General features: G+C 60.8%; 30 protein-coding genes. 14 read left to right on the forward strand and 16 right to left on the reverse strand.

Going from position 1 to position 26,471, the window contains the following annotated elements:
- The first annotated feature begins 70 nt into the window (after nt 1-70).
- From AB8B33_RS09805 to AB8B33_RS09825, 5 genes are all read left to right on the forward strand, one after another.
- A complete protein-coding gene (locus tag AB8B33_RS09805) occupies nt 71-877 on the forward strand; it encodes an ABC transporter permease (RefSeq protein ID WP_113321599.1) in 807 nt (268 codons plus the stop codon).
- A complete protein-coding gene (locus tag AB8B33_RS09810; protein WP_113321598.1) occupies nt 874-1,704 on the forward strand; it encodes an ABC transporter permease in 831 nt (276 codons plus the stop codon). The genes AB8B33_RS09805 and AB8B33_RS09810 overlap by 4 nt, the downstream gene beginning before the upstream one ends.
- Nucleotides 1,705-1,866: 162 nt before the next feature.
- Complete coding sequence (locus tag AB8B33_RS09815; RefSeq protein ID WP_439015196.1) at nt 1,867-2,133, forward strand: usg protein; 267 nt, start codon at nt 1,867-1,869, stop codon at nt 2,131-2,133.
- A 43-nt stretch (nt 2,134-2,176) separates the two neighbouring features.
- Nucleotides 2,177-2,998: a methyltransferase gene (locus AB8B33_RS09820; RefSeq protein WP_439015197.1), complete on the forward strand. Its 822-nt coding sequence runs from the start codon at nt 2,177-2,179 to the stop codon at nt 2,996-2,998.
- A gap of 70 nt (nt 2,999-3,068) precedes the next feature.
- The gene (locus AB8B33_RS09825; protein ID WP_439015198.1) at nt 3,069-3,752 is read left to right on the forward strand and encodes a glutathione S-transferase family protein; all 684 of its coding nucleotides are present in this window, start codon (nt 3,069-3,071) and stop codon (nt 3,750-3,752) included.
- Nucleotides 3,753-3,767: 15 nt separating this feature from the next.
- Here AB8B33_RS09825 and maiA read toward each other — a convergent pair whose 3' ends face one another.
- From maiA to AB8B33_RS09855, 6 genes are all read right to left on the reverse strand, one after another.
- Nucleotides 3,768-4,418, reverse strand: coding sequence for a maleylacetoacetate isomerase (gene maiA / locus AB8B33_RS09830; RefSeq protein WP_439015199.1), 651 nt, complete (start codon nt 4,416-4,418; stop codon nt 3,768-3,770).
- Nucleotides 4,419-4,570: 152 nt separating this feature from the next.
- Nucleotides 4,571-5,392: an ABC transporter ATP-binding protein gene (locus tag AB8B33_RS09835; protein WP_439015200.1), complete on the reverse strand. Its 822-nt coding sequence runs from the start codon at nt 5,390-5,392 to the stop codon at nt 4,571-4,573.
- A gap of 11 nt (nt 5,393-5,403) precedes the next feature.
- Entirely contained in the window at nt 5,404-6,240 is an 837-nt protein-coding gene (gene ssuC, locus AB8B33_RS09840; protein WP_439015201.1) for an aliphatic sulfonate ABC transporter permease SsuC, read from the reverse strand.
- A gap of 91 nt (nt 6,241-6,331) precedes the next feature.
- Entirely contained in the window at nt 6,332-7,507 is a 1,176-nt protein-coding gene (gene ssuD / locus AB8B33_RS09845; protein WP_310387792.1) for an FMNH2-dependent alkanesulfonate monooxygenase, read from the reverse strand.
- A 46-nt stretch (nt 7,508-7,553) separates the two neighbouring features.
- Complete coding sequence (locus AB8B33_RS09850; protein WP_439015202.1) at nt 7,554-8,519, reverse strand: aliphatic sulfonate ABC transporter substrate-binding protein; 966 nt, start codon at nt 8,517-8,519, stop codon at nt 7,554-7,556.
- Nucleotides 8,520-8,776: 257 nt separating this feature from the next.
- Nucleotides 8,777-9,742 (reverse strand): aliphatic sulfonate ABC transporter substrate-binding protein, encoded by a 966-nt coding sequence (locus tag AB8B33_RS09855; protein WP_439015203.1) that lies wholly within the window; start codon nt 9,740-9,742, stop codon nt 8,777-8,779.
- A gap of 266 nt (nt 9,743-10,008) precedes the next feature.
- Between AB8B33_RS09855 and AB8B33_RS09860 the strand changes: the two genes are divergently transcribed.
- Nucleotides 10,009-10,878 carry an NAD(P)-dependent oxidoreductase gene (locus tag AB8B33_RS09860; protein WP_439015204.1) on the forward strand — a complete coding sequence of 290 codons (870 nt, stop codon included), beginning with the start codon at nt 10,009-10,011 and terminating at the stop codon, nt 10,876-10,878.
- 13 nt (nt 10,879-10,891) lie between these two features.
- Nucleotides 10,892-11,575, forward strand: coding sequence for a DNA alkylation repair protein (locus AB8B33_RS09865; RefSeq protein ID WP_439015205.1), 684 nt, complete (start codon nt 10,892-10,894; stop codon nt 11,573-11,575).
- 67 nt (nt 11,576-11,642) lie between these two features.
- Here AB8B33_RS09865 and AB8B33_RS09870 read toward each other — a convergent pair whose 3' ends face one another.
- The 5 genes from AB8B33_RS09870 to AB8B33_RS09890 form a co-directional block, all read right to left on the reverse strand.
- On the reverse strand, nt 11,643-12,575 hold the full coding sequence (locus AB8B33_RS09870) for a LysR substrate-binding domain-containing protein (RefSeq protein ID WP_113321587.1): 933 nt from the start codon (nt 12,573-12,575) through the stop codon (nt 11,643-11,645).
- Nucleotides 12,576-13,017: 442 nt separating this feature from the next.
- Complete coding sequence (locus AB8B33_RS09875) at nt 13,018-14,055, reverse strand: porin (protein ID WP_183884997.1); 1,038 nt, start codon at nt 14,053-14,055, stop codon at nt 13,018-13,020.
- An 866-nt stretch (nt 14,056-14,921) separates the two neighbouring features.
- The gene (locus tag AB8B33_RS09880) at nt 14,922-15,410 is read right to left on the reverse strand and encodes an Lrp/AsnC family transcriptional regulator (protein ID WP_007816294.1); all 489 of its coding nucleotides are present in this window, start codon (nt 15,408-15,410) and stop codon (nt 14,922-14,924) included.
- A 70-nt stretch (nt 15,411-15,480) separates the two neighbouring features.
- Entirely contained in the window at nt 15,481-16,122 is a 642-nt protein-coding gene (locus tag AB8B33_RS09885) for a uracil-DNA glycosylase family protein (protein ID WP_439017219.1), read from the reverse strand.
- Entirely contained in the window at nt 16,122-16,667 is a 546-nt protein-coding gene (locus tag AB8B33_RS09890) for a thermonuclease family protein (protein ID WP_439015206.1), read from the reverse strand. Before AB8B33_RS09890 ends, AB8B33_RS09885 begins: the two co-directional genes overlap by 1 nt.
- 106 nt (nt 16,668-16,773) lie before the next feature.
- On the opposite strand from AB8B33_RS09890, the gene AB8B33_RS09895 reads away from it, so the two are divergent.
- Entirely contained in the window at nt 16,774-18,309 is a 1,536-nt protein-coding gene (locus AB8B33_RS09895; RefSeq protein ID WP_439017220.1) for a sensor histidine kinase, read from the forward strand.
- Nucleotides 18,310-18,323: 14 nt separating this feature from the next.
- Here AB8B33_RS09895 and AB8B33_RS09900 read toward each other — a convergent pair whose 3' ends face one another.
- Together AB8B33_RS09900 and cobT are read right to left on the reverse strand one after the other, a co-directional pair.
- Entirely contained in the window at nt 18,324-18,704 is a 381-nt protein-coding gene (locus AB8B33_RS09900; RefSeq protein ID WP_113325380.1) for a diacylglycerol kinase, read from the reverse strand.
- 124 nt (nt 18,705-18,828) lie between these two features.
- Nucleotides 18,829-19,845 (reverse strand): nicotinate-nucleotide--dimethylbenzimidazole phosphoribosyltransferase, encoded by a 1,017-nt coding sequence (gene cobT / locus AB8B33_RS09905; RefSeq protein ID WP_439015207.1) that lies wholly within the window; start codon nt 19,843-19,845, stop codon nt 18,829-18,831.
- A 174-nt stretch (nt 19,846-20,019) separates the two neighbouring features.
- Here cobT and AB8B33_RS09910 point away from each other — a divergent pair, with 174 nt between their 5' ends.
- From AB8B33_RS09910 to AB8B33_RS09920, 3 genes are read left to right on the forward strand one after another with little or no spacing between them, the layout of a single operon-like run.
- A complete protein-coding gene (locus AB8B33_RS09910) occupies nt 20,020-20,799 on the forward strand; it encodes an adenosylcobinamide-GDP ribazoletransferase (RefSeq protein ID WP_439015208.1) in 780 nt (259 codons plus the stop codon).
- Between the two features lie 18 nt (nt 20,800-20,817).
- Nucleotides 20,818-21,015, forward strand: coding sequence for a DUF1289 domain-containing protein (locus AB8B33_RS09915; RefSeq protein ID WP_439015209.1), 198 nt, complete (start codon nt 20,818-20,820; stop codon nt 21,013-21,015).
- Complete coding sequence (locus AB8B33_RS09920; RefSeq protein ID WP_439015210.1) at nt 21,015-21,713, forward strand: TIGR02281 family clan AA aspartic protease; 699 nt, start codon at nt 21,015-21,017, stop codon at nt 21,711-21,713. Before AB8B33_RS09915 ends, AB8B33_RS09920 begins: the two co-directional genes overlap by 1 nt.
- On the opposite strand, the gene AB8B33_RS09925 is transcribed toward AB8B33_RS09920, so the two are convergent.
- Complete coding sequence (locus AB8B33_RS09925; RefSeq protein ID WP_439015211.1) at nt 21,710-22,699, reverse strand: aldo/keto reductase; 990 nt, start codon at nt 22,697-22,699, stop codon at nt 21,710-21,712. The genes AB8B33_RS09920 and AB8B33_RS09925 overlap by 4 nt on opposite strands.
- A 299-nt stretch (nt 22,700-22,998) precedes the next feature.
- Between AB8B33_RS09925 and AB8B33_RS09930 the strand changes: the two genes are divergently transcribed.
- Nucleotides 22,999-23,844 carry a DUF1932 domain-containing protein gene (locus AB8B33_RS09930; RefSeq protein ID WP_439015212.1) on the forward strand — a complete coding sequence of 282 codons (846 nt, stop codon included), beginning with the start codon at nt 22,999-23,001 and terminating at the stop codon, nt 23,842-23,844.
- 5 nt (nt 23,845-23,849) lie between these two features.
- Here AB8B33_RS09930 and AB8B33_RS09935 read toward each other — a convergent pair whose 3' ends face one another.
- Complete coding sequence (locus tag AB8B33_RS09935; RefSeq protein ID WP_439015213.1) at nt 23,850-24,821, reverse strand: alpha/beta fold hydrolase; 972 nt, start codon at nt 24,819-24,821, stop codon at nt 23,850-23,852.
- A 147-nt stretch (nt 24,822-24,968) separates the two neighbouring features.
- On the opposite strand from AB8B33_RS09935, the gene AB8B33_RS09940 reads away from it, so the two are divergent.
- Together AB8B33_RS09940 and AB8B33_RS09945 are read left to right on the forward strand one after the other, a co-directional pair.
- Nucleotides 24,969-25,406 (forward strand): Rrf2 family transcriptional regulator, encoded by a 438-nt coding sequence (locus AB8B33_RS09940; protein ID WP_037102938.1) that lies wholly within the window; start codon nt 24,969-24,971, stop codon nt 25,404-25,406.
- A 158-nt stretch (nt 25,407-25,564) separates the two neighbouring features.
- Nucleotides 25,565-26,002 carry a hypothetical protein gene (locus AB8B33_RS09945; protein ID WP_439015214.1) on the forward strand — a complete coding sequence of 146 codons (438 nt, stop codon included), beginning with the start codon at nt 25,565-25,567 and terminating at the stop codon, nt 26,000-26,002.
- A gap of 3 nt (nt 26,003-26,005) precedes the next feature.
- On the opposite strand, the gene AB8B33_RS09950 is transcribed toward AB8B33_RS09945, so the two are convergent.
- Nucleotides 26,006-26,401 (reverse strand): Rap1a/Tai family immunity protein, encoded by a 396-nt coding sequence (locus AB8B33_RS09950; protein WP_113307680.1) that lies wholly within the window; start codon nt 26,399-26,401, stop codon nt 26,006-26,008.
- Nucleotides 26,402-26,471 lie beyond the last annotated feature (70 nt).

Below are 26,471 nucleotides of genomic sequence, written 5' to 3' on the forward strand. Positions count from 1 at the left end.
CTCTTCCGCCATTTTTGTTTGACAAAGGTGGCAATATCAAAACGGCAAAAGCCGTGAGGGGAATTCTGGCATGGGCGGATTATTTTCCGCGCTTGGCTCCTTCTGGAGCCTGATTGTGCACATCGTCGATCCACTGTGCGGGCCCGTTGGCATCTTCACCTGGTTAGCGCCGTCGACGATTCTTGCCTGTGGCGATACCGGCTGGGGCGACGAGATCGCACTCGGCCTGCAGGTCACCGTTTCGGTGGCGGTCGTCACCTTGCCGATCGGTCTCGTCATCGGTTTTCTGGTCGCGCTCGGCCAGCAATCGGAAGAGAAATCGCTGCGGCTCGCCGCCGGCGTCTACACCACGATCTTCCGCGGCCTGCCGGAGCTTCTGACGCTCTTCATCATCTACTACGGCATGCAGATCCTCATCCAGTATCTGCTGGATCTCGCCGGCTATAATGGCCCGCCGGTCGAAATCAACGCCTTCTTTGCTGGCGTCATCGCGCTGTCGGTCGTCTTTTCCGCCTATTGCTCGGAAGTGCTGCTCTCGGCCTTCCGCGCCATTCCCAAGGGGCAGTATGAAGCGGGAGACGCGCTCGGCCTGCATCGTGGCCGCACGCTGCGCCTCATCGTCCTGCCGCAGCTCGTTCGCATCGCCCTGCCGGGCCTGACGAATCTCTGGATGGTGCTGCTGAAGGACACGTCCTATGTGTCGATCATCAGCCTTGCCGATATCCTGCGCCAGACGAGTGTCGCCGTGCGCGTGACCAAGGAGCCCTTCTTCTTCTATGGCCTGGCCTGCTGTCTCTATCTGGCGCTGGCCATCCTTTCCTCCTTCCTGCTCGTCTATGTCGACCGCTGGGCCAAGCGCTCGGAGGTCCGTCGATGAGCTACGCTGAAACATTGATCCCCCCGCAGCCGGCACCCCGCGCCGTGGCCAAGCCGATGACGGCCTCACGCCTCGCCGGCAATATATTCGTGGCCTTCTGGGCGCTGCTTGCCGCACTCCTGATCTACACCGTCATCAATGGCTGGGATCCGGAGAAGTTCACCCGCTACGGGCCGCGTTATCTGCACGGCCTGTGGATGACGCTCAGCATTGTGGGCATTTCGGTCGTCTGCGGCGCCGTGCTGTCTCTGCCGCTCGCCATGGCGCGCATGTCAAAAAATCGCGTGCTGAACTGGCTCGCCTACGGCTACATCTATTTCTTCCGCGGCACGCCGCTGCTGGCCCAGCTATTCCTGGTCTATTACGGCCTCGGTGCGTTCCGGCCGCAGTTGGAAGCGGTCGGTCTCTGGTGGTTCTTCCGCGATGCCTGGTTTTGCGGCGTCTTCGCCATGACCATCAATACCGCCGCCTATCAGGCGGAAATCCTGCGCGGCGCCATTGAAAGCGTGCCATATGGCCAGCGCGAGGCGGCCGATGCACTCGGCATCCACCGCATCATCGCTTTCCGCAAGATCATCCTGCCGCAGGCCTTCATCGTGGCGCTGCGCCCCTATGGCAACGAGATCATCCTGCTGATCAAGGGCTCGGCGGTCGTTGCCATCATCACCGTGCTCGACCTGATGGGCGAGACGCGTTATGCCTTCTCGCGTACCTTCGACTACCAGACCTATCTGTGGGCGGCGATCTTCTATCTCACGATCGTGGAAGCCTTGCGCCACCTCTGGGGCTGGATCGAGCGCCGCCTGACGCGCCACCTGAAGCGCTGAAGAGACTTGGCAGCACTCTCCTATCGCTGCTGCCAAGTTATTGAAATCAAAAACAAATAGCGCTTTTATGCGATATCTGTCAAGCTTCCGTTAACCACGGCATGATCTCATATCATGCAGCGCTAATAAGCGCAGAGTGGGAACAAGAAGAAGTGAGACAATATGCACAAGGACATGGAAAAGCAGCTTAAGGGTTACGGGCTGACGACGGCCCAGATCCTCTACCGCATACCGGATCATCCGGCCTTTCTTCAGACCTATATCTGGCAGGACTACGACCTCGCACCGGACTTTCCGGAAATGCATGGTTTCCTGAAGTTCTGGCAGGAGAAACTGGATGGGCCGCTGCATTCGGTGCGTTACATTCACCGCAGGCTCATTTCGGCAACGGAGTGGCGCTCCCTTAAGGGCGAATTCATATTGCACTGAAATTGCAGTTGCGATGGTAAGCTGTGGGCTCTAAAACGCCCGCATGAACAAAAAGAAGATCGACGAAGAGGCTCTCGCGGAAGCCTATAACCGCGCTCTTGCGCTTGAAAAAGCCGGTGACATCGATGCGGCCGTGGAAGCCTATCAGGAAGTCCTGGCCATCGATCCCGACGATCACGGCGGTGCGGCTGTGCGTATTGCCTCCATGGGCCGCGGCGAAACGCCTGTTCGAGCGCCGGACGCCTATGTCGAAACTCTCTTCGATCAGCATGCCGAAGTCTTCGAGGATGTGCTGGTGGAACAGCTCGGCTACCATGTGCCGATGCTCGTGCGCCAGCGCCTGCAGGACCTGAAGCTCGGCCCTTTCAAGCGCATGCTTGATCTTGGTTGCGGCACGGGCCTGACCGGCAGCGCGCTGAATGACCTCTGCGAGGAGATGATCGGCATCGATATCTCCGAGAATATGGTCGTCATCGCCGATGAGAAGGAAGTCTATGAGACGCTCTTCGTTGCCGAGGTCGAGGATTTCCTCGACGACAATGAAGAGGATCCTTTCGATCTGATCACCGCGACTGACGTGCTGCCCTATCTCGGCGCGCTGGAGCCGCTGTTCTTCGGCGCTGCCGAGAATATGAATGCCGGCGGCATCTTCATCTTCTCCTCGGAAACCCTGCCCGAAAGGCTGGCAGACGGCCGCCCCTATATGGTCGGCCCGCACCAGCGCTTCATCCACACCGAGACCTATATCCGCGAGCGCCTGGCCGCCACAGGCTTCGAGCTCATCGAGATGATGGAGATCAACGTGCGCATGCAGGAGGGGCGGCCGAGCCCCGGCCATCTGGTGACGGCGCGTTATAACGGCTGAACGTGCCATCTGGCATTTTGCGGGCGCCTTGCTAACTTCTTGACCTGATCTCTTCAGGAAAGGTCAATGCATGGCGCTCGTACTCTACCAGCATCCGCTTGCCTCCTTCTGCCACAAGGTGCTGATCGCGCTTTACGAGAACGGGACGCCCTTCGAAAACCGCTTCGTCGATCTCGCCGACGAGCAATCGAGCGCCGACCTTCTGCGTTTCTGGCCCGTCGGCAAGATCCCCATCCTGCGTGATGAGACGCTCGACAGCACGATTCCTGAAACCAGCATCATCATCGAGTATCTGGACCGGCACTATCCCGGCCCTGTTTCACTCGTGCCGGAGGAAACCAATGCCGGCCTGCAGGTCCGCCTCTGGGACCGTTTCTTCGATCTCTATGTGCAGGTGCCGATGCAGAAGATCGTCATAGACCGGATACGCCCGGAAGGCTCGGCCGATCCGCATGGTGTCAACGAAGCACGCGCCATGCTGTCTCTCGCCTATGACATGGTGGAAAAGCAGATCGACGGCAAAGCCTGGATCACCGGCGACGCCTTCACCATGGCCGACTGCGCCGCGGCACCCGCCCTCTTCTACGCCCGCACGCTGGTGCCCTTCACCGAGAAGCGCCCGGGCATCGAAGCCTATTACCGCCGCCTGCTGGAGCGCCCCTCCTTCGCCCGCGTGCTGAAGGAGGCGCTGCCCTATTTCAAGTTCTACCCCTACAAGGAAAACCTGCCGGACGAGTTCAGGCCGCTGGAATAGCGGGCGCCCGCCTTGCTAGTGAGCGTTCGAGTAGCCGGCCTGCCGAGAAGGATGGGCCTGCGCAAATTCCGGAAGGTCGAAACAGCGCCTCCCGAGAGCCGCCAGGGACGGAAAGGCCGAGAGGTCGATCTTGTTGAGATCGGCCATGACGATCTGGCCGGCGATGCAGATATCGGCAATGCCGGGGGCCTCTCCGAGCGCAAACGGTGCCGGCGGGCGCCGGGTGAGCAGGCGCTCGTAGGTCGCAAGTCCCTCCGTCGTCCAATGCCGGCACCATGTCTCGATCGCGGATGCATCTGCGCCGAATGCCTGGCCGAGATGTTTGCGCACGCGCGGCACGATCAGCGGGTGGGCATCGGCGACGGCGACCAGCGCCAGCGACCGAGCATAGGCTTTCTCCCTGGCATCCTCGGGCATCAGGCGCGGCTGCGGATGGATATCGTCGAGATATTCCATGATCGCCAGCGATTGAAAGAAGCGATGGCCATCGTGAACCAGGGTGGGCACGACATGTTCGGCGTTCACTTCGGCATAAGCGTCATCGAACTGACGCCCGGAGAGAATATCGACTTCGATTTCCTCGAAAGGCAGTTTCTTCAGGGCAAGCGCGACGCGGACACGAAAAGCCGCGTTTGAGCGCCAGAAGCCGTAGAGTTGAATGGTCATGGGAGTGATCCGCTCTGATTGAATGCCAGGTCTCGCGATGATGCGAACCTGCTCTTATCTAGCGGATGATCCGCCCTCGCGCCATCGCAGCGACGCAATGTCACTTGCCGGCATTCAGCTGCCTGCCTTCCGGAAGGCGACGAATGGCGAGCCTAATGCCCGCCATCGCTACCGAGGATCGCCGACAGCAGCCGCCCTTCGAGCTCCGCCAACGCCGGATTGCCGTGGCGGCGCGGGTGCGGATAGGGAATGGCGAGATCAAGCGCGATGCGGCCCTCTTCCAGTACGATCACCCGGTCGGCGAGATGCACGGCTTCGCTGACATCATGGGTGACGAGCACAGTGGTGCATCCGAGTTCGCGCCAGACGCGGTTCAGCAATTGCTGCATGCTGATGCGAGTGAGCGCATCCAGCGCGCCGAGCGGTTCATCGAGCGCCAGAATGCCCGGCTTGCTGACGAGCGCACGGGCGAGCGCCACGCGCTGACGCTGGCCGCCCGAAAGACGCGCCGGCCATTCGCTGGCCTTTTCGGCAAGCTGCACTTCGTCGAGCACGGCCTTCGCCTCCATAAGCGCGCGTTTCTTCTCGACGCCTTCGCCGAGGCCGACGACGACATTGTCGGCGACGCTGAGCCAGGGCAAGAGCCGCGGTTCCTGGAAGACAATGCGAGCATTCGGATGCGTCTCGCTGCCATCAGCACCTTCGAAGTGTAGATCGCCCGACGTAGGTTCATCGAGGCCCATCAGGATGCGCAGCAGCGTGCTCTTGCCACAGCCGCTCTTGCCGATAACGGCGACGAACTGGCCGGCCGGAATATGCAGATTGATGCTGCGCAGCACCCGGTTGGCGCCAAAGCTCTTTTCGAGACCGGAAAGTGTGATGGCAGCAGCGCCTTCACCGGCGGCAACCGGATGGTTCTCGGAGAATTCTACAGCTTCGGCGGCATGAAAACGTTCGTGCGTGACAACGGTCATGGCTTCAACTCCTACTTGGCGTAAGCCGGGTTCCACTTGAGCGTCTGACGCTCCAGCGCGCGGGCGACGACATCGGCGAGCTTGCCGAGCACGGCATAGATAACGAGCGCCAGCACCACGACATCGGTCATCATGAATTCGCGGGCGTTGTTGGCCATGTGGCCGATGCCCGAGGATGCGGCAATCGATTCCGAGACGATCAGCGTCAGCCACATGATGCCGAGGGCATAACGCAGCCCGACGAAGATCGACGGCAGCGCGCCGGGGAAGATCACCTTGCGGAACAGCGTCCAGCCGCTCATGCCATAGACCTTGCCCATCTCGATCAGGTCGCGATCGACATTGCGCACGCCATGATAGGTGTTGAGATAGACGGGAAAGAGCACGCCGAGCGAGGTGAGGAACAGCTTCGATTCCTCGCCGATACCGAACCAGAGAATGACGAGCGGGATCATCGCCAGATGCGGAATAGTGCGTAGCATCTGCAGCGTCGTATCCGTCAGTTGCTCCGAAAGCTTCGACACGCCATTGGCAATGCCGAGCAGGAAGCCGATCGAGCCGCCGACCAGAAGGCCGGCAAAGGCCCGCGCCGCGCTGACCAGAACATCTTCAGGCAATTGCCCCGAGATCGTCGTCGTCCAGAAGGCAGAGGCGACATCGGCCGGAGACGGCATGATGCGCGAGGAAATCCAGCCGACCGAACAGCCGAGCTGCCAGAGTGCGATGATCGCAACCGGCAACAGATAGGGCAGCAGCTTGTCGCGGCCGGGCAGCGGCAGGCGGAAACCCGCCCTACCCTTGCGCGTCTCGGCGGCAGCCCGCGCAAACGGCGTATCGAAAGTCGACATGGATATCTTCCTCGCGCTTCGGTTCTGAACAATTCCGGCAAAGCTGTGCGGGGCTTCGTGTCCGGAACTGCGTTGGGAAAAGCGGCCCCTATCAGGAGCCGGAAACAACCTTCAGGTTGCCGCCATGGCTACCGCCGGCAAAAACCTTCTTGCGGCCGAACTCGTTGTTGAAGCTCAGGCGCTGTTCGTCCCTGCTGATGCCGAGTTCCGGGAAGAGCAGTTCGGCGACGCGATAGGCCTCTTCCAGGTGCGGATAGCCGGAGCCGATGACCGTATCGATGCCAACGTCCTGATATTCCCTGAGACGAGCAGCCACTGTCTTCGGCGAGCCGACGAGCGCAGTACCCGCACCGGCGCGCACCAGGCCGATACCGGCCCAGAGGTTCGGTGACACTTCAAGCTTGTCGCGGCGGCCGCCATGGAGGGCTGCCATGCGCTTCTGGCCGACGGAGTCGGATTCCTTGACGAAACGCTCCTGCGCTTCGGCGATCGTCTCGTCATCGAGATGGCGGATCAGGCGGTCAGCGGCTTCCCATGCCTCTTCGTCCGTCTCGCGAACGATGAAGTGCAGGCGGATGCCGAAGGAGACGTCGCGGCCCTTGCCGGCAGCGGCAGCGCGCACCTTCTGAACCTTTTCGGCAACCTGTGCCGGCGGTTCACCCCAGGTCAGATACTTGTCGACGCGGCCGACGGCGAAATCGATGCCGGCATCCGAAGAACCGCCGAAATAGAGTGGCGGGCGCGGCGACTGCACCGAGGGGAAGCCGAGGCGGGCATCGGTCGCCTTGATGTACTTGCCGTCATAGCTGGCGACACCCTTTTCGAGCAGTTCTTCGAAGACATGAAAGAACTCGTCGGCATGGGCGTAGCGCTCGTCGTGCTCCAGATGGATGCCGTCGCCGGCAAGCTCGGCGGGGCTGCCGCCAACGACGATATTGAGCAGCAGGCGGCCGTTGGAGATGCGGTCGAGCGTGGTGGCAAGGCGGGCATAATAGGCGGGTGACGCAGTACCCGGGCGGATCGCCACCAGGAACTGCAGCTTCTCGGTCCGCGCTGCCAGCGCCGAGGCCATGACGAAGGATTCCTCGCAGGCGACACCGGTCGGCAGCAGCACGCCGGAATAGCCGAGACGGTCGACCGCCTGTGCGATTTGCGTCAGATAGCCGATCTCCGGTGCGCGGTTGAGATCGGTGGAACCGAGATAGGTGCCGTCACCTGAAGTCGGGATGAACCAGAGGAAATTGATCGGGTCGGATGAAGCGGTCATGAGCGCATTCCTTTCTTATAACTGTCTGAAATCGGCGGTGCGGCTGTCAGCTCGCCTTCGGGTGCCAGACGATATCGCTGACCTTGAGCTGCTTCGGCACGATCTTGAGCTTGTAGAAATCATCGGCGAGCGCCTGCTGATAGGTGAGCGCGGCATCCGGCACGAGAGAGATCTTGCCGAGGTCGGCCTGGCTGCGGGTGAGCGTGACGCGGGTGATATCGGCGGGTACGCCGGTGATCTGCGCCAGCGCCTTCACGGTGCCGTCGAGATTGGCCTGGGCGGCCGCACCGACCTTGGCAAGTTCATCGATCACGTCGACGATCACTTCCGGATTAGCGCTCGTATAGGTGCCGTTGCCGAGGAAATAGCCCCAGTTGTCCAGCAGGCCCTCCGACGTCGTCAGCACCCGCGTCTGCGGATCGGCTTCGGCAACCGCGAAGAAAGGATCCCATATCGCCCAGGCATCGATGCTGCCGGTCTTGAAGGCTGCGCCCGCATCCGGCGGCGGCAGATCGACTTCGGTAATATCGGCAAGCGAAAGCCCGGCCTTGGCGAGCACCTTGAGCGCAAAATTATGAGCGCTGGAGCCACGCTTATAGGCAATTTTCTTACCCTTCAGATCCTCGAGTTTCTGGATCGGCGAATCCTTCTGGACGAGAAGCCCGTGGAAGGCGGCAGGTCCCCGATAGGCGCCCACATAGAGAAGATCGCCACCGGCCGCCTGAGCAAAGAGCGGCGGCACATCGCCAGAGACGCCGAAATCCAGTGCGCCGGCGCCGACAGCCTCGAGCAGCGGCGGGCCTGACGTGAACTCATTCCACTCGACGCTGACGCCCTTGGCCTCAAGCCGCTTTTCCAGCGCGCCCGAGGCCTTGGCGAGTGGCAGCACGCCGAACTTCTGCCAGCCGATGCGAAGCGTCGTGGCCGCAGCCTTTGCGGAGCGAACCTGCGGCAGGATGGTGGCGGCGGCCGCAGCGCCGAAAAGGCCGAGCGTCTGTCTGCGAGTGAACATGAAATCTCTTCTCCGTTCTGGTGGCTTTCGGCCGTTCCCTGCTGCGAACCGATGTCGCGAACCGGTCGCGCCTGATCATGCGGAGATACTGACATAGACGACCAATTAGATCGACAATATCAATTTGCTATTCTAACTCGGTCAGGAGAATAATTTTCCCCAGTTCCGCGGCATAGGTACGCTCCCATGCCGCGGTCGCAGGACCCTGCCCCAGCGCCCACTCCAAACTGCAGGAGAGATCCTCCGTCCGGCGGCTATCAGCTCGCCTTCGGGCGCCAGACGATATCGCCGGTGGTCAGCTTCTTCGGCACGATACCGAGATTGTAGAACTCGTCGGCCAGCGCCTGCTGATAGGCCGCTGCCGCATCGCTCACCGTCGTCACGCTGCCGAGATCGGCGCCGGGGCGCTGCAGCGTCACCCGCGTCACTTCGGCGGGAACACCTGTTATTTCCGAGAGCTCCTTGATCGTCGCATCGAGATTGTCCTGCGCCGAGCGGCCGACCTTGGCGAGCTCGTCCAGCACGTTGACGATGACCGTGCCGTTCTCGTCTGTGAAATCCTTGTTGGCGAGGAAGAAGCTGTAGGAATCGACGATCCCTTCCGCCGTCGTCAGGATGCGCGTATCGGGATCGGCTTCCGCGATGGCGAGATAGGGATCCCAGATCGACCAGGCATCGATGCTGCCATTCTTGAAGGCAGCTGCCGCATCCGGCGGCGCGAGATCGATCTGCTGCACATCTTGCGGCGCCAGCCCCGCCTTACGCAAGGCTTTGACCGTTACGTTATGAGCGCTTGAACCGCGCTTGAAGGCAACCTTCCTGCCCTTTAGGTCTTCCAGCGTCTTGATCGGCGAATCCTTGCGAACGAGGATGGCCGAGCCCGCGGGGCTGCCGCGGTAGACGCCGACATAATAGAGCGCACCACCGGCCGCCTGCGCAAAGAGCGGCGGCACGTCGCCCGTCGCACCGAAATCAAGCGCGCCGGCGCCAAGCGCTTCGAGCAGCGGCGGGCCCGAAGTGAATTCCGACCAGCTCACCGTGATCCCCTGATCGGCAAGCCGCTTTTCCAAGGCGCCGCGACGCTTGGCGAGCGCCAGCACACCGTTCTTCTGCCAGCCGATGCGAAATTCCGTTGCGGCAGCACGGGCCGGCTTGACGGACGGTAGAATGGCCGTGGCTGCGGCAGCTCCGAAAAGCCCGAGCGTTTGTCGACGTGTGATCATCTCTATCCCCTTTTTCTGGCAGGCCTGCGCCTCTGCTGCGCTAGCTTGCCTGTTTCGATGGAGTGATGATGATTTAGTCTATAAATTAGATCGACAAAGAAATTTATCATATTCGCGATATCTGAAACTTTCCCGACCCCGTTTTGTCAGGCTCGGAGAAATTTTGTTCCAAGGTAGGCATTCTAACCCGTCCTCTTGGCTTTCCGCCGCCCCCCGTTTCCGCTAATTCTCGAAACCAGTTTGCAAGCGGTCATGGAGAACAGCATATGGCGAAAGTCGCTTTCATCGGTCTCGGCGTCATGGGTTTCCCGATGGCGGGACATCTGAAGACAAAGGGCGGCCACGATGTCACCGTCTATAACCGCACGGCCGAAAAAGCCGCCGCCTGGGCGGAGAAGTTCTCGGGCAAGTCCGCCCCTACCCCTGCCGAAGCTGCCGACGGCTGCGATTTCGTCTTCGTCTGCGTCGGCAATGACGACGATCTCCGCCAGGTGACTACAGGTGAAAACGGCGTGCTGAAGACCATGAAGCGCGGCGCGGTGCTGATCGACAACACCACGGCCAGCGCCGAAGTCGCCCGCGAACTCTATGAAGCCGCCAAGGCAAAGGGCGTCGATTTCATCGACGCTCCCGTCTCCGGCGGTCAGGCGGGTGCTGAGAATGGCGTGCTGACCGTCATGTGCGGCGGCGACGAGGCCGTCTTCGAAAAGGCAAAACCTGTTATCGACGCCTATGCCCGCATGGTCGGCCTGATGGGGCCAGCCGGCTCCGGCCAACTGACCAAGATGATGAACCAGATCTGCATCGCCGGCATCGTCCAGGGCCTTGCCGAAGCCGTGCATTTCGGCAAGCGCGCCGGTCTCGATATCGAAAAGGTGGTCGACGTCATCTCCAAGGGGGCGGCCGGCTCCTGGCAGATGGAAAACCGTCACAAGACCATGAACCAGGGCAAATACGATTTCGGCTTTGCCGTCGACTGGATGCGCAAGGATCTCGGCATTGTGCTGACCGAAGCTCGCAACAATGGCGCCAAGCTGCCGCTGACGGCCCTCGTCGACCAGTTCTACGGCGATGTCCAGGCGCTCGGCGGTAACAGGTGGGATACGTCTTCTCTGCTCGCCCGCCTCGAAAAATGACCACGCCCTGTCAATGATCTCCCCATCTTCGAGTGCAGCAGAACTGATCGCGCATCTTCAGACGCTGCGCTCTGAAGACAATATCGCCGGCATGGCGCGTTTCGGCATCGTTACCGAGACGGCCATCGGCATTTCTAATCCTGATCTGCAGAGGATCGCCCGGCTCGCAAAGAAGGATCACACCAGAGCGAAAGCGCTCTGGGCAAGCGGCATCCGCGAAGCGCGTTTGCTGGCGCTCTACACGTTCGATCCGAAAAGTCTTACGGAAGCCGAGGCCTGCATACTTGCCGCCGACTTCAACTCCTGGGAAATCGTCGATTGCGCCGCCGACCTCTTCATCGAGGCGAAACTCGACGCACTGATCCCGGACTTTGCCGCCGATGAGCGTGAATTCATCAGGCGAACCGCCTTCGCCATGATCGCCGGTGCGGCCGTACACCGGAAAAAGGACCCGGATGAAAGCCTGCTTGCCTACCTGCCGCTGATCGCAGCGCATTCCACCGATAACAGAAACTTCGTCCGCAAGGCTGCCAACTGGGCACTCCGCAACATCGGCAAGCGCAGCCGCGCCTGCCATGGTCAGGCGCTCGCCCTCGCCGAACGCCTCGCCGCAAGCATGGACAAGACGGCTCGATGGATCGGCAAGGACGCGGTCCGGGAACTAACGAGCGAAAAGCTGTTGGCTCGGCTGGGCTAAAGCGCCCGGAGCAATTTCAGCAAAATTGTGCCGCGGTTTCGCGATAACACTTGCATGGAACAGAGCTTTACTGTGCTGCGATCGCAGCCCCTGTCGTAACGATCTGATGCTGCTTGGATTTCTCGACGAGGAAATCGATCAGCGCCCGCACCGCCGGCGGCATGCCCTTGGTTGTCGTGAAGACCAGATAGAACTGGCTCTCCACCGTCTGCCACTCCGGCAGCACGCGAACCAGCCGGCCGGACTGGAGATCCGACGCGCAGGCATTTTCCAGAATGAGCCCGTAGCCCACACCTGCCCGAGCAGCATCGAGAATAGCCGTCATGCTGCGGCAGGTGAGCCGCGGTTGATGGCGTACGACCTTCTTCTCGCCATCAGGCCCAACCAGCTCCCAGGTGTGGAAGGACATCCAGGTGGTCATGGCAAGCGTCGGCGCATTGCCGAGGTCGTCAACGCCGCCGAGTTCGCCCATGCGCTCGACAAGCGAGGGGCTGGCGACCAGGATGCGCCGTGCCCGGTCGAGCTTGCGCATCATCAGGCTCGTCTGTGTTTCCGGCTCGCTCGCCGCGCGGACTTCGACGTCGATGCGCTCGTTGATGAGGTCCGTGCGCCGGTCGGAACCGATGATCTGCAGCTTGATCTTGGGGTAGCGCTCCAGGAATTCCGGCAGCACGGCTCCGAGTGAAATATCGATGAGACCGAGCGGGCAGCCCATGCGCACGATCCCCTGCGGATCGGACTGGGCCTCCGTGACGATTGACTTGGCGCGATCGGCTTCTCTCAGAATCGTCTGGCATTGCTCATAGAAGGCCTGCCCGATCTCCGTCACCCGGAAGTGACGTGTGGAGCGCTCGATCAGCCTGGCGCCGAGGCAATCCTCCAGACGGCTGACCCGCCTGCTCAACTTGGAGCGGGGTATTTTCAATGTTCGACTTGCGGATGCAAAACCACCGCTGGAGACGACGGCAGCAAAATAGAAGTAGTCGTTAAGATCGTCCATTATCGAAACCTACCCGAGAGTAGTAGTGAATGCCAGCCTCTGAAATGCTTATAGCGCCTCACCTGTCACGTTACAGTCACATTATTGGCATCGATTCCCGAGGAATAGAACCTGTCCAGACGCGTAGTTCATCGGATGAATTTTTTCAACCAAAAGGTGCATATCGCGCAACAAAATAGAGCGCGATTGATCAAGGGCAGCGAATACACTGATAGTTTTTAAATGTGCTCGACGTCGGGAAAAATCCGGAGGAAAGCCTTCCGGCAAGGTGAAACCGGTAAGCGTGGCGGCGCTCCTGGCTTCATGACCGCTTTCAACTGCAAAGGACTGGCCCAGCAGGGAAAACCGGACCAGTCCCTCGTTACTGATCGGAGGTCATTCTGATCAGAAACTCGTGGGTTAGGAGACCCCCGGCGCTAAGCCGGGGGTTCCGTCGTTCAGATTAGAACGAGCGCTGCAGACGGAAGTAACCGGTGGTTACGTCGTCGCCATCTTCCGGATCCAGGTACTGGACGGAAGCCTTGGCGTAGAAGTTGTCGACGATCTGGTAGTCGACCGTCAGACCGGCCTTCCAAGCATCGCCGAGACCGTCGAAGTCATCCGGAACAGCCTTGCTGCCGCCGAAGTAGTTGCCGTAGTACTGAACACCAGGGGTGATCTTCAGCTTGTCCGTTGCCTTGATGGCGTATTCGGCAGCAACTGCCCATTCAGCAGACGAGTAGTAGGAGTTCGGGCCGCTGGAGTAGACAGCAGCGAGGCCGAGCGTGCCCGGACCAATTTCAGCCGTACCCATTGCGCGGATTGCGCCGTCTTCGTTGTCGAAGTCCCAGCCGCCAGTAACCTGGTAGCTGAAGGCGCCAGCCGTGCCGCCGATGCCGAAGGCAACGCCGACATTGTTCGGAGCTTCGTCAGCCTTGAAGACGCCGTCTTCCAGTTCGTCAACGCTGAGGCCAGCGTAGAAGGAACCGGTTTCGTACTGATAACGGATGGAATTATGCAGCGTTACGACAGAACCGATATCGTCCGTTTCGCCGGAGAGACCATCGTCCCACCAGGAGTAGAAGAGACCAGCGCGGAAGCCCGCGACGTCGAGGTAAGCGGAGTCAAGGATCGTTTCCTGGCTGGATGCGTTGTCAGCATTGGCCTGGAGAACGATAACGCCGGTGAGCGGACCGTATTCGGTGTCGCTCTTGGCCGTGAACTGAACCTGACCACGGGTTACAGCATCCCAGCTCGAGTCGTTGGTGGAGCTGTCGCCGCCAGCGTTCGGGCCAACGTTAACCTGGAAACGAATGTAGCCTTCGATCTTCAGGCAGGTTTCCGTGCCCGGGATGTAGAAGTAGCCGGTGCCGTAAGCGTCGCAGACGCGAACGTACTCAACCGGCTCCGGCTCGGCAGCAACGATTGCGTCTGCTGCGAGTACCGGGGTCGATGCAGCAAATGCTGCTGCCGACGCAAGCAATACCATCTTGATGTTCATTGTAGAATTCCACTCCTTTGTCGATCGGGGCTTTACCCTGTCTCCGAAGATCCAAAGCCGACCCGTTTGAACAGCCTCACGGCGTGCGGATCGATCGAACCGCCGAACGTTCATCCCACAGACATCTGACTGTAGCAATTCGTGAAGGGCGCCAACCCACAGCCTGAGCATGCTTTCTGCACCAAGCGTGGTTTTTATACAACAATTTCAAGTGGATAAATAGCCAACGCACAAATTCCGCCGCGGTAACCAGTGGCTACCGCAAGCGGCTGAAATGCTCCTCCCAAGGCACCGCAAAAATGGAGCAGAGCTCGAACGTTTTCGCGAAGCAGCCGGACTTTAGCGCCGGCTAAGGACTATATAAAGATGGGAGATTAGGACATAGTGTCCTGAAATCGAACCTAATGGTGCAGAAAGCGAACCATCAATCGATTTGAGGCCTACTTTTTGTTGCAGAAGCAACCATAGGCACGCATTTTTGGCGTCGCTTAAACGTTTCGCCAACAACATAAAAAATCGTGCAAAGCGCGATATTGCGCTGCACGGACATTATAAAAGTGTTCCAGATACCCCCGGACCACCCTTCTGAATCGGCCCCCGTGCCTCCCAACGCCTGGGCCAATTCATGGCTTGCGTGGCTTCGCATAGTTCCATGACAGGAAGATTACAATTTGGAAAGGTTTCGCGCCGCCGTCAAGTGGCTGGTGTTCGACGAACACCCTCAGAAGTCACAGATGAACTCCTGATTCTCCCCGCCCAGCTTGCCTGAGCAGTCTCCAGAGGAGCTTCTGCTTCCTCACCAGCGGGCGCGATGCGTTCGCGCCTGCCTTAAATCGTATGCGCTGTCTTGAAAGCGCCTGCCCGACTCAGTCCTCGTTGGACTTGGCGTTTTCGAGAAGCATGTAGTCGAGCGGCAGCTGCGTCGAATACTTGATCTGCTCCATCGCGAAGGCAGACGAGACGTCGCGAATCTCGATCTTGGCGATCATCCGCTTGTAGAAGGCGTCATAGGCGGCGATATCGGGCACGACGACGCGCAGCAGATAGTCCACATCGCCGCTCATCCGGTAGAATTCGACCACTTCGGGGAATTCCGCCACGACCTCGGAGAAACGGCGCAGCCACTCGATGGAATGGGTTGCAGTGCGGATCGACACGAAGACCGTAACCTTGGTGTTGACCTTTTCGGGATCGAGGATCGCCACCCGGCGCTTGATGACGCCGTCTTCCTCCATCTTCTGGATACGCCGCCAGCATGGCGTCGTCGAAAGCCCGACCTTTTTGGCGAGGTCGGCAACGGCGAGCGTCGAATCTTCCTGGAGCAGGCGCAGTATCTTTCGGTCGAGGCGATCCATGCGAAACTAAGTCCTTTTCGAATTATTTTCTTTGTATAGCGCGATTCCGGCCGACGAAAAGAATTTTGTTTCAGAAGGCAAGCATTTTGATTCGCCGGCGCAGCTCGGGAAGCAGTTCTTCTTCGAACCACTGGTGCCGCTTGATCCAGCCGGTATTGCGCCAACTCGGATGCGGCAACGGAAGAATCAAGGGCTTGCCCGGCGCTGCTAGGCTGTCATGCCATGCCCGCACCGTCTCGGTCATGTTCTCGCGCCTCATGGCTCCCATATGCCAGGCCTGCGCATAACCGCCGACGGCAAGCACCAGCTCGATCTGCGGCATGGCCGAAAGCACGCGATCCCGCCAGATCGGCGCGCATTCACGCCGCGGCGGCAGGTCGCTGCCCTTGGCATCATAGCCGGGAAAACAGAAGCCCATCGGCACGATCGCGAATCGATCCCGGTCGTAGAAGGTCGGCCGGTCCACCTGCAGCCACTGCCGCAGCCGGTCGCCAGAAGCATCGTCGAATGGCAGACCGCTTTCATGCACGCGCAGCCCCGGCGCCTGGCCCCCGATCAGCACACGGGCGCGCGACGAGAGCACGGCAACCGGCCGCGGCTCGTGCGGCAGTTGATCCTCGATGCCGCGCAGCGGCGCATCGCGACAGATTCGGCAGGCGGCAATCTCGGCCCGCAGCCCATCCAGTCGGTCCTCGCTCAACGCACTATTCATTACCATCCCGTCCATCCGCCGATCAGCCGCCTCAGGCCGGAGCTTTCATGCCGGGCCTGATCCCTGACATCGCGCGGCATTTCGAAATGGCCGGCCCAGAGCCCGAGCTTTTGCGCCCTCGCCTGCCTTTCTTCCTGCTGATAGCCGCCATAGGAAACCGCCATCCCGGAAGCCACCATGCGCGCATTAATATTGCCGGCACTATTTCGGCAAGTGACCAGCAGTCGGTCGTAGCGATCACGCTCGTTTCCGCCGCATTGCGTAGCGTTGTCCGAAACCAGCTGCTGCAGCGCCTGTTGCGCCTGCCTGCCGCAGGCCCAGCCCTGCTCCTGCCGCTCGCAAGTCTGCGACAGTTCCGGTGCATCGATACCCTTCAGCCGCATGCGCTCGCCATCGAGAACGAGACTATCGCCATCGGCGGCGTGAAAAGCGCCCTGGTGCTGGATGTCGGGCCTGTCGTTGAGCTTGGCCGCAATTAATGCAACGAGAACAAGAAAAGCGAGGGCGGTTGCACCGTCTCGGGTCAACACAAGAAGCCTTGCCACGCTTTTGCCTCCTTGCAAAACAAACCCTTGGCAAAGATGGCAAACATCTTCTTAAGACTTTCCGGTTAAGCTCTTATTCATCTGCGGGACAAATTTCAACGTGCACATGAGTACCGGCGTCAGCACATCAACCGACAAGATCATTGTCGATAAATCGCGCGGCCACCGCAATAAGGCGGTTTCAAAGGCCGTGCGGCAGACGCGTGAACGCCTGCAGTCCGGCCATGCCTCCAGCTCCGCCTTCGATCGTGACGTACTGCAGATGTATATCACTGCCGTGCTGCAGGGCGCGGCGATCATGCCGCTTTTCGTCATCATCGTTGCAGCACTCGGCACCTATTTCACCGAGGATGCGAGCCTGTTCTTCTGGGCGTTGCTGACGCTGACATGCCATGCCGCCAATATTCTTCTCGCCCGCCGCGCCAGGAAGCAGGAAATTACCGCAGAGACCGTACGCCGCTGGCGCAACCTGTTGCTGGCAGGCCAGTTCCTGAGCGGCTGCTGCTGGGCGGTCTTTGCCCTGCAGGGCTGTTCGGCCTGCGAACCTTCGAGCTTCACGCTCTATAAGGGTGCTACCCTGCTGATCGCGCTGTCGATCACGACCATGTCGAATTTCATGCTGACGCGCGCCGTGCTCGTCGGCTTTGCGCCGGCTGTCGTCGCGCTTGCCGCAAAAAGCGGCCTGTCGCGCGATATTCTGGAACTCTGCCTGACCGGCGTCTTCACCATGACGGTGGTCTTCTTCAATTACATCAGCGACCGGCTTTTCCAGTTCAGCCTGAGGATCCTGTCCTTCCAGTCGGAAAAGGATGATCTGATCGCCGAGCTGGAAGTCGCCAAATCCATGTCGGACGAGGCTCGCCGCCGTGCTGAGGAAGCAAACCTCGCCAAGTCGCGCTTCCTCGCCTCCATGTCGCATGAGCTGCGCACGCCGCTGAATGCCATCCTCGGCTTCTCCGAGGTCATGTCGGCGGAGGTCATGGGTCCGCTCGCAAATCCGACCTATAAGGAATATGCCGGCGATATCCATCGCTCCGGCCAGCATCTGCTCGATCTAATCAACGAAATCCTCGATCTCTCGCGCATCGAAGCCGGCAAGTATGAGTTGAGCGAAGAGGCGATTTCTCTGCTCGATATAACAGAGGACTGCATCGGCATGGTGCAACTTCGCGCCCGCGCTAAGAACATCTCCATCCACGATCAGGTCGAGCGCCAGCTTCCGGCGATCTGGGCGGACGAAAAATCCATGCGCCAGGTCGTGCTTAATCTTCTTTCCAATGCTGTGAAATTCACGCCTCAGGGTGGAGAAATCAACGTCAAGGTTGGCTGGACGGCCGGCGGCGGCCAGTACATCTCCATCAGGGATAATGGCCCCGGCATTCCCGAAGACGAAATCCCGGTCGTGCTCTCCGCTTTCGGCCAGGGCTCTATCGCCATCAAGAGCGCCGAACAAGGCACCGGCCTCGGCCTGCCGATCGTCCAGGCGATCCTCGCCAAGCATGACGGCCAATTCATCCTGAAATCCAGGCTGCGCGAAGGCACCGAAGTCATAGCCATCCTGCCTGCCAAGCGCGTGCTGCAGAGCATCCCGGCGGTAGAAGAAGCCCAGCCGGTCATCAAGAAGCGCCGCAGCTTCGCCTAGTCATCCCCCATAAATTAAAAGAAAAGATGCCTGACGACGACGAAGCCGAGATAAAGGCAACAGGCGGCGATCATGCAGGTGACGGCGAAGGAGCCGAGATCCTTCGCATGTTTGCCGACGATGGAGATCTCGGGTGAAATCCGGTCGATCACTTCCTCGACCGCCGTATTCATCGCCTCGATGGAAAACAGCCCGAGGAAAAGCACCGTTGTGACGACGAATTCCGCGGCATCCGCACTGACGAGAAAAAGCGCAATCAGCGCCACGGCGAAGAAGCCGAGCTCCTGCCGGAAAGCCGCTTCCCTGAAGACCCGCAGGAAGCCAGCCCAGGAATAGCTGGCCGCTGCCACGAAATGGCGAAATCCCGTTTCCTTGGTCACGGCAGGTTTCGTCAAAGGCGCCTCGTTTCCTCCACGCCGGTCTTTTTGCCGACGCTTCCATTTATGAGCGGATACGCAGATACCGTTTCCCCGATCCCAGCGCAAGCAATGCGCTGGTCGGGTTGCGGCTCCGACCGCATCAATGCTTGCCGGAAACGCCGGCCTGACTGAAGGTCGCCATGCCGGAATGGCAGGCTGCAGCCGCCTTGACGATGCCGGCAGCGAGCGCTGCACCCGTGCCCTCGCCAAGCCGCATGCCGAGCGCCAGAAGCGGCGTCTTGCCGAGTTGTTCGATGGCCCGCAGATGGCCCGGCTCGGCAGAAACGTGGCCGATCAGGCAGTGATCGAGCGCGGAAGGGTTGGCCGCCCGCAGGATCGCGCCGGCAGCGGTTGCCGTATAACCGTCGATCAGCACCGGAATACGCTCCATGCGTGCCGCAAGGATCGCGCCCGCCATCGCCGCAATCTCGCGACCGCCGAGCCGGCGCATGATTTCCAGGGGATCGTCGAGGTGATCGCTGTGCAGTTCCACGGCGCGCTCGACGGCATCGATCTTGCGCTCCAGCATCTCGCCTTCCGAACCGGTGCCGGGGCCGACCCAGTCGCGCGCCGTGCCGCCATAAAGCGCATAATTGATGGCAGCCGCGATCGTCGTGTTGCCGATGCCCATTTCGCCGATGCAGAGCAGATCCGTGCCGCCGGCAATCGCTTCCATGCCGAAGGCCATGGTGGCGGCGCAGTCGCGCTCGGTCAGCGCTGCTTCCTGGGTGATGTCGCCGGTCGGGTAATCGAGCGCCAGGTCGAAGACTTTCAGGCCGAGATCATAGGCGACGCAGATCTGGTTGATCGCCGCCCCGCCAGCGGCGAAATTCTCCACCATCTGCTGCGTGACTTCAGGCGGAAAAGGCGTGATGCCCTGCCGTACGACCCCATGATTGCCGGCGAAGATCGCCACCAGAGGCCGGTTGACGGCAGGCGACTTGCCCGTCCAGGCGGCGAGCCAGAAAGCGATCTCTTCCAGTCGTCCAAGCGCGCCTGGCGGCTTCGTCAGCTGCGCGTCGCGTTCGCGGGCGGCGACCAACGCGCGGGCATCCGGTCCCGGCAGGTCACGAAGAAGGGCGCGAAAATCGTCGAACGGCAGGCCTGAAACGCTCATCTGAATGGCTTTCCTTGTATTCTTGTCTTTTCCCGGCAAATCGGGTTCTTTGCGTGGCGACTCTCTTAAAGCGAGCGGCCCAGGCGAACAATGTGAAAAAGCACACGGCGCCAAAAGCCGCAGGGAGACAAAGACGCTGCGGAGAGGCGGGGGCAGCAGAGAATGATCCCAGGAATGATAAAGGACATCGTGGTCGATGCCGCGCGCGCGGTGGCTTTCTTGAGCCGCATTCCCGTGCCGCCATGGCTCTTTACCGGCTATAACGGCAAGCTTGGCCGGCTGGTCCGTGTCTTCCCATTGGCCGGGCTCGTCATCGGCGCCCTGCCCGCTCTCGTCTTCCTGCTGATGCTGGCATTTCGCGCCGACCGGCTGATGGCCGCACTGGTAGCGCTCGCTGTGCAGACGATCCTGACCGGCGCGCTGCATGAGGACGGGCTTGCCGATACGGCTGACGGTATCGGCGGCGGCAAATCCCGCGAGCAGAGCCTGCTCATCATGAAGGACAGCCGCATCGGCAGTTACGGCGCGATCGCCCTCATCCTCTCTTTCGCCCTGCGGGCCTCGGCACTTGCCGCCATTGCGCGTGAAGCATCGCCTTTTGCCGCAGCACTTGCCATTCCAGCCGTCGCCGCACTCAGCCGCGGGGCCATTGCCTGGCACTGGCAGCGTCTTCCCGCTGCAAAGCCGGATGGGCTCGCAGCCTCGGCCGGCAGCCCCGCCGAGGTGACGATGCAGATCGCCCTCGTCACCGCGGGCTTTATCACCGCCATCCTCGTCTGGCCGACACTCGGTCTGTTGCCCTTCGTCTCGGCCCTTCTCGCCGCCGGTCTCGCGACGCTTGCCTTCACCTGGTTCATCCGCCGCAGGCTTGGCGGCCACACCGGCGACACGCTCGGCGCCAACCAGCAGATTTGCGAGGTCGCAGGCTTCTGCGCTCTTGCCATGGCCCTCTGAAATCCCGATATATCGCCCATGCGAACACCCTGCATCCGCGTATGCTCCCTGGATCCTCTCACCGGTCTCTGCGCCGGATGCGGCCGCACAACGGATGAGATCGCCGGCTGGATGCGCTTTTCCGATGAAGAACGCGAAACCATCATGGAAGACCTGCCCGCGCGGCTCACGGCACTCGCTCCCGAATCGACCAAACTGCTGGAGGCCATCGGCTGATGCGCCTCATCCTCCTGCTTGCCGTCATTGTCATCGGCCTTGCCGTCCTGCTCCTCAACAATGACCAGAGTCGCATCATGGGCCTCGAAAGCGACGATTTCGGCCGCTTCGTCTACCTGTTGCCAATCGCTCTCATGCTGGCAGCCGGCATCTGGGGCAGCCGCCAGAATATTGGCCAGACCCTGCGCCAGCTGATGATCTGGCTCATCATCATCCTGGCGCTCGCCACCGCCTACCTCTACCGCCAGGACGCAATGGCCGTCGGCAACCGCCTGCTCGCCGGCCTCGTGCCCGGTCGCGCCGTGGTGGTTACGACCAGCGAAGGCGGGCAGGAAGTCATCGTCCACAAGATGCTGAATGGCCATTTCGAGGCCGAGGTCTCGGTCAACGGCCAGTCAGTACCGATGCTGGTCGATACCGGCGCCAGCATGGTGGCGCTCTCGCATGCCGACGCGCTGCGCATCGGCATCGATCCGAAGCAGCTCACCTATTCCATGACAGTGATGACCGCCAACGGTCGCGCCCGCGCCGCCCCTGTTACCCTCGATCAGGTCGCGATCGGCCCGATCGTGCGCAGCAATGTCGCCGCGTCCGTTGCCGAAGACGGCAGGCTCGACCAGAGCCTGCTCGGCATGAGTTTCCTTGAGACACTCGGCTCCCTGCAGATGCAGACGGATGAGCTCAGGATGCGGGATTAACGGTCAATGGTCGCCATGATCCAGTCCGCATAGCGGTTCCCGGATATCGTCCCGGTCACCTGCGCTGCATCAAGCCTCTGCATCTCCTCAGCATCCAGGCGGATAGAGGCAGCAGCAACATTCTCTTCCAGATAGGATCTGCGCTTGGTGCCGGGGATCGGCACGATATCGTCGCCCTTGTGCAGCAGCCAGGCGAGCGCGATCTGTCCGGGCTTCACGGCCTTGCTCGCCGCTATGTCGAAGACGATCTGCGCCGCCTGCATGTTGGCATCGTAATTTGCACCTTGGTAACGCGGATCGATCCGCCGCGTATCGCCTTCCGGATAGTCCTCTGCCCGCTTCACGCCACCGGCGAGGAAACCGCGTCCCAGAGGGCAGAACGGCACAAGACCGATCCCAAGCTCGCGCAGAACCGGAATGATCTCAGGCTCCAGATTCCGCTCCCAGAGCGAATATTCGCTTTGCAACGCCGAAACAGGATGGACGGCATGGGCGCGACGAAGATTGGCGATACCGACCTCCGAAAGCCCGAAGAAGCGCACCTTGCCCGCAATGACCAGATCCCTGACCGTGCCGGCCACGTCCTCGATCGGCACGCTCCTGTCGAGGCGGTGCTGGTAAAGCAGGTCGATATGATCGGTCTGTAGCCGGCTGAGGCAGCCCTCGACAACCCGGATGATGTTCTCCGGCCTGCTATCTGTGCCGACGATCCTGTCGCCGTCGAAGCGTGAGCCGAATTTGGTCGCGATCACCACCTTCTCGCGCCGATCCCTGAACGCCTTGCCAAGAAGAGCCTCGTTCTTGAATGGGCCGTAGTTTTCGGCCGTGTCGAAGAAATCGCAACCAAGCTCGATGGCGCGGTGCAGGGTCGCGATCGATTCCGCCTCGTCGGCTGGCCCGTAGGATTGGCTCATGCCCATGCAACCGAGGCCGATTGCTCCGACTTCCAGTCCCTGACTGCCAAGTTTTCGTCTGCTCAATGTCATGAAACTTCTCTCTCGATGCGATGTCCGTGCGAAACCGCCAATCGACGGAATGCCAAGCTAAGGCGACCGAGCCGGATTATGAATGCTTGAACGTGCGAATTACTTGCGCGATAGTACGGAAATGAGCGCTACCCCTTCTCCGACATCCTGAGATTCACAGTGCCGAAACGCTTGAACTCAGGGTGAACTCGAAATCTGATTGGCCTCGAAGCTGCGGACTGAAGGCCGCACCTGCCTTGCGGCATGGACTATCCCGCCCTAGTCTCTCCGCATCCCCGCCAAAGAGGTCACATCCGTCAATGTCCATTACCATTGCATTGTTCGGCGCCGGCGCCATGGGCAGCGCCGTTGGCCGTCGCCTCGCCGAGTCCGGCGCCAAGGTCATCACTTTTCTCGATGGCCGCAGTGAAGCGACGATCGAACGCGCCCGCGCAACGGGCCTCATCGCCGCTCCGATTTCGGCATTCGCCGAGGCCGATATCATCCTCTCCATCGTTCCGCCGGCCGAAGCGCAGAAGGTCGCGGATCTCATTGCTCCGGTGCTTCGCGACAGCGGCAAAAAACCACCCTTCGTCGATCTCAATGCCATCAGCCCGAAGACCATGGAAAAGCTGGCCGCAGGCCTTGCTTCCACAGGCGTCAAGGTCCTCGACGGCTCGATCATCGGCGGCCCGCCGGTTCCCGGCAAGGCCGGCCCGGTCGTCTGCCTCAGTGGTGATCTCGCAGGCGAACCCGATCTCCTCTCCCGCTTCGGCCTGAAGATCCGCCGCGTGAAAGGCCCTTTTGGAGCAGCCTCCGCCTTGAAGATGTGTTATGCCGGCATCAACAAGGGCATCACCGGCCTCTCCGCCGCCATGCTGCTTGCCGCCGCGCGCTCCGGTGCCAGCGAGGCATTGAAGGTGGAACTGGCCGAAAGCCAGGCCGAGCATCTGAAGCGGCTGCGCCATTCCATCCCGGACATGTTTCCGAAGGCCTATCGCTGGGTGGCGGAAATGGAAGAAATCTCCGAGTTCCTCGGAGCCGACGATCCCGCTGCCCTCATCTTCAAGGGCATGGCCGGCGTCTTCCAGACCATTGCCGATGACCGGGATGGCAGCCACGAACTGATCGCCACGCTCGAGGCGATGCTGGATGGCGGGCATTAAATCGGTCACAAAGCCTGCACGAAATCGATAATCGCGCGGCTGACGATCTCCGGCCGCTCCTGCGGCAGCCAATGGCCAGCACCGGGCACGAACTGCGTCGCCCTGAGACCGGGCGCGAGCGCTGGCATCGCATCGATAATCTCCCGCATACCGGGGATGGCAAGGCCCGTGTCGCGTTCGCCGGCCATGAACAGCGCGGGAACCACGACTTTCAGCCCCGACAAAGCTTTCTGCAATTCCCAGTTCCGGTCGAGGTTCCTGTAATAATTCAACCCGCCGCGAAAGCCTGACGCCTTGAATGCATCGGCAAAGACATCGAGGTTGGCTTGCGGCAGCCATTCAGGCAGCGTTTCCCCGTTGGGCAGATCAGCAAGCAGACCGGATGCGCGCGAGACCATGCCGAACGGATTGGGCGTTCCGTCGCCTGGCAGTCTTGGACCCGCCTCGCCGCAGGCGGCGCCATAGATCTTGCGCAGCGTGACATCCACATTCCGCTCGAACTCGGCTTCCGCCAATCCCGGCTTCTGGAAATAGAGCACATAGAGCAGGTGATCCCCTGTCGCCGGAAAAATCTTCGTCGGCGTCACGGGCGGCTGGCCCATGAGAGGCACGCTCATCGCGACAATGCCCCGGAACCTGTCCGGCCGCATCAGTGCGGCCTGCCAGGCAACCGTCGCACCCCAGTCGTTGCCGACGATAACAGCCTTTTCCTCACCAAGCGCATCGATGAGCGCAACCATGTCGGCCACGAGATCGAAGACTGTATAGGCGCCGGTCTCATCAGGGCTTTCCGTTCGGCCATAACCGCGCATATCGGGCGCCACGGCACGGAAGCCCGCCCCGGCAAGTGCAGTAATCTGATGGCGCCAGGCATGCGAGGTCTCCGGAAACCCATGGCAGAGCAGCACCAGCGGCCCCTCGCCGGCTTCGGCAATGTTCATTCTCAAGGTTGCGGTTTCAATCATGCGCTGCTGCATCGCTGCCTCCTCGATAATAAGCCCGTCGCCTTCGGAAAAATCGCTTCCGGGCGACATCGAATCTTTAATTCCGTATCTTTTTACGTTACAGAAAACAGGAGTCAATATACCGTAACACTATTTGTTACGCTGTGGAGGGAAGCGCAGATGCGGCAAGACGGAAGACTGGCGCGGATGATCCATGTCCTCGTCCATATGGGGCTGCTTGGCGGCCGGGAAACAAGCGAGCGCATCGCCCAGATGCTCAACACCAATCCCGTCGTCGTTCGTCGTACCATGGCGTCGCTGCGCCAGCACGGCATCGTCGAATCCGAGGGCGGCCGCGGCGGCGGCTGGTCGCTGACGAGACCGCTTTCCGAGATCACCATTCTGGATGTGCAGCGCGCCCTGCAGGGCGAAACCATTCTGGATGCGCCGCTCTCCAACGATCACCCTTCCTGCCCGGTCGAACGCGCCGCCAATGCCAAGCTGCAGCTTGCCTATCAAAGCGCCGAGCAGGCGCTGCAGAGGGAATTCCAGAAGGTGACGCTGGCCGAGGTCGGCGAGATCGCCATGGCCACCGCCCAGGCAGAAAAGAGAGCATGACAGCCATCCGGCTGCTTGCTGACGGCGCGTGAATCTGCCAACTTTCAGCAAAACAACAAGACCACAAAGAACAAGAAGAAACTCCTAGTCTGGTGGCACCACATCCCGATCGCCTTCCCTGAAGGCCTCAGCGTGTCCGGTGCGACAGGAGTTTTATCATGACTGCATTCTGGCCCTTGTTCGTCGGCGGCGTGGCCCCCGCCATTCTCTGGGGCATTACCGCTATTTTCCAGAAGCAGAGCGCCGTATCGGGCGCCGGCTCCTCCGCCTATCTCATCGCCTTCGGCCTGACGCTTGCAGTTGCGGGCGGTATCTCCGCTCTGATCTGGCGGCCCGCGCCCTGGACGGCAGAAGGCATCGGCTTTGCCGCCATCGCCGGCCTCTGTTTCGCCCTCGGCACCGGCCTCATCAGCTTCGCGCTCTTTGCCTACGGCGTGCCGGTCTCCAAACTCGCGCCGATCTGGAGCTGCAACGTGCTGGTGACGCTGGCCGTCGGCGCGGTGTTTCTGGGAGAGGCTGCCGAGGTCGATCTCATGAAACTTTCTGCCGGCACCCTGCTTATCATCGGCGGCGCCATCCTTGTCAGCAATGCCTGACGCCTATTGCGCCCGGCAATTGTAGCGGCGGGAGATGACGGTCATCAGCAGCTCGTCGCCCTCGCCCCCGCGGACGTCGGGATTGTCCTGCAGGAAGCGGCAGAGCATGTCGCCTATGACGATGGCCGTCGTGCCCGGCGGCAGGCAGATATTCATGCCGATCCCATTGCCCAAACGCGCGAAGTTGACCATTGCCTCCGGACGGTGGATTGCATCGGCGAGCGCGCGGCGCGCAAGAAAATCGTCCCTGTTCCACTTGTCGAGCCAGCCGGAAACATAGCCGGTGACGAACTGCCGCGAACCGCCACAATCCGAAAAGAGAAGATCGCCGCTGGCATATTCCATCGGCGCCTTGGCCGAAACAGTCGCCAACAGGGTTGCAATGAGAATGCCCGGCATCTGATCCCTCGCCTGCGTATCGATGCCGGAAACTTCAGCCCGAACATGTCGGAATTAAGCTGGAACTATT

It is taken from the genome of Rhizobium sp. 768_B6_N1_8 (assembly GCF_051811225.1).
In the GTDB taxonomy this organism is placed as follows: domain Bacteria; phylum Pseudomonadota; class Alphaproteobacteria; order Rhizobiales; family Rhizobiaceae; genus Rhizobium.